The 3021-nt window shown below is 55.5% G+C and carries 1 protein-coding gene; it reads left to right on the top strand.

Annotated features, from left to right (window positions below; translation table 11 throughout):
- Positions 1 to 3021, top strand: a 3021-nt coding sequence (locus ACGF7G_RS21800; protein ID WP_387468347.1) for a condensation domain-containing protein, incomplete at both ends; no start/stop codon positions are given.

Below are 3021 nucleotides of genomic sequence, written 5' to 3'. Positions count from 1 at the left end.
TCTTTACTTGCTGGACAGGTATGGTCAGCCGGTGCCGTTGGGTGTGGTGGGAGAGATTTATATCGGGGGGACAGGTGTAGCGCGGGGCTACTTTAATCGCCCTGAATTGACCGCCGAACGTTTCCTTATCGATCCGTTCAGTGATAAACCGGGTGCGCGCATGTACCGCACCGGGGATTTGGCCCGTTATCTGCCGGACGGCAACCTGGCGTTTTTGGGCCGTAATGACCAGCAGGTTAAGATCCGGGGTTTCCGCATTGAACCGGGGGAAATTGAGGCCCGGCTGGTGGAACACCCGGCAGTAAGTGAATCGGTGGTATTGGCGCAGGGGGAAGGGCAGGAGAAACGGCTGGTGGCTTATGTGGTGGCACCCGCAGATGAGGGGCTGGTCAATAGCCTGCATACTTATCTGAGTGCCATTTTACCGGATTATATGGTGCCGTCGGCCTTTGTTCGGCTGGATGCCTTCCCGTTAACCCCGAACGGCAAGTTAGATCGTCAAGCGTTGCCGGCAGCGGACATGGAAGCGGTTGCTCGTCAGGTTTACGCCGCGCCGCAGGGTGAAACAGAAATCGCGCTGGCAGCGATTTGGCGTGAAATCCTGGGGATTGAGCAAATCAGCCGGCATGACAATTTCTTTGCTCTGGGCGGCCATTCGTTGCTGGCGGTACGGGTGATGAACCGTGTCGCGGCGCTTGGTGTCGAACTGTCGCTGGCGACCCTGTTTAAATTCCCTACTTTGGCGGCTTTTGCCGAGGTCATGCAGGCCCGGTCTGGTCAACCGGATCCTATTCTACCGGTCATCGTGCCGATATCCCGTGAGGGTGAGCTGCCGCTGTCATTTGCTCAACAGCGCCTGTGGTTTCTGGCACAGCTTGAGGGCGTCAGCGAGACTTATCATATCTCGATGGCTCTGCGCTTATGTGGTCAACTGGATATCATGGCCTGGCAAAAGGCACTGGATACCTTGTTTGCCCGTCATGAAGCGTTACGCTCTGTCTTTGTCTCTATTGAAGATCAGCCACAAGTGCAGCTGTTGGCACCGGATAGCGGCTTGCTGCTGTCTCAACATGACCTGCGTGGGCTCCCGGATGCGGAGGGGGTTCTTGAGCGTCTGTGTGCCGAGGAAGTTCGTGCGTCATTTAACCTTGACCGTGGCCCGCTGATCCGCGCCGGTCTGATCCGGCTCACCGATGACGAATACCGGTTCCTGCTCATTCAGCATCACATTGTTTCCGATGGCTGGTCTGTCGATGTGTTGATACGTGAACTGAGCGCACTCTATACGGCGTTTTTGGCCGGGCAACCGGATCCGCTGCCTCCTTTGGCGATTCAATACCCGGATTACGCCGCCTGGCAGCGTCAGTGGTTGCTGGCGGAACGGACCCAAATGCAATCCGACTATTGGCGTGCGATATTGGCTGACGCACCGGTTCTGCTGGATTTACCCACTGACCGGCCCCGTCCGCTGGAGCAGTCATTTGTTGGGCATACCGTGCCGGTTAATCTGGATACGGCATTGACGACCGCGCTTAAACGCCTGAGTGAGCAACACGGTGTCACGTTATTTATGACACTGTTGTCTGCCTGGGCGGTGGTCCTGTCGCGTCTGTCAGGTCAGGACGATGTGGTGATTGGCACACCGAGTGCAGGCCGCAGTCGTCAGGAAGTGGAGTCACTGATCGGATTCTTTGTCAATACGCTGGCGTTGCGTGTTGATTTATCGGGTGAGCTGACGGTGACGGAGTTGCTGGCGCGGGTGCGACAGACCGCTTTAGCGGCCCAGGAGCATCAGGATTTACCGTTTGAGCAGGTGGTGGAAATCGTGCAGCCGCCGCGCCAACTGGCGCATACGCCGTTGTTCCAGGTAATGTTTGCCTGGCAAAACAATGAGAACACGGCCTGGCAGTTACCGGGGCTGGCTGTGTCACCGGTCGATCAGGTTTCTGAGATTGATATTGTCAAATTTGATCTTGAGCTGAATCTGTCAGAACAAGAGGGTCGGATTGTCGGTGCGTTGAGTTATGCCACTGCCCTGTTTGATCAATCGACGATAGAGCGGCAGGTGGGATATCTGCACGCGGTGTTGCAAGAGATGGTCACTGATGCTCAACAGCGGATCGGGGAAATTGATATCCTGGCATTGTCGGAGCGCAGGCTGTTGCTGGAAACCTGGAACGCGACGGAAACCCCTTATCCTGACGCGCTATGTATTCATCAATTGTTTGAGCAACAGGTCGAGAAAACCCCTGACGCTATAGCGTTAGTGTATGAAGAGCAAACTCTCAATTATGCCGAATTAAATACCCGGGCTAACCGGCTGGCCCATCAGCTGATTGCGCTGGGGGTAGAGCCGGACCAGCGGGTGGCGATTTGCGTATCACGTTCACCGGCAATGGTGGTCGCGGTATTGGCGGTGCTGAAAGCCGGTGGCACCTATGTGCCACTGGATCCGGTCTATACCGGGGAGCGTCTGACTCATATTCTGACCGATGCGGCCCCGGCTATTTTGCTGGCGGATAATACCGGACGTGATGCTCTGGACGAGAAAACGTTGGCTGCGCTGACTGTGCTCGACCCGAATACCTTGCTTGATCAACCGGACAGTAATCCACAGGTCCCGGTGCTGACTGCCCGACATCTGGCGTATGTGATTTACACCTCTGGCTCGACGGGGACGCCGAAGGGGGTGATGGTCGAGCATCGTAATATCTTGCGTTTGTTTGAAGCGACTGAATCCTGGTATCACTTTAACCGGCAAGATATTTGGTGCCTGTTGCATTCCATCGCCTTTGATTTCTCGGTATGGGAATTGTGGGGAGCGCTACGTTACGGTGCAAAACTGGTTCTGGTGCCACACGCGATCGCCCGTTCACCTCAGGAGCTGCATCAATTTGTGTGTCAGCACGGTATCACCGTGTTGAATCAGACGCCGAGTGCTTTCAAAGCCTTTATTGCCAGTTATGTCGATAACCCATTACCGGACCAGTTGCGTTATATCATCTTTGGGGGAGAAGCCCT

Source organism: Photorhabdus sp. RM323S (genome assembly GCF_042879375.1).
GTDB lineage: Bacteria > Pseudomonadota > Gammaproteobacteria > Enterobacterales > Enterobacteriaceae > Photorhabdus > Photorhabdus tasmaniensis.
The sequence above is the reverse complement of the archived record's forward strand: the minus strand, read 5'-3'. Positions and strand labels throughout refer to the sequence as shown.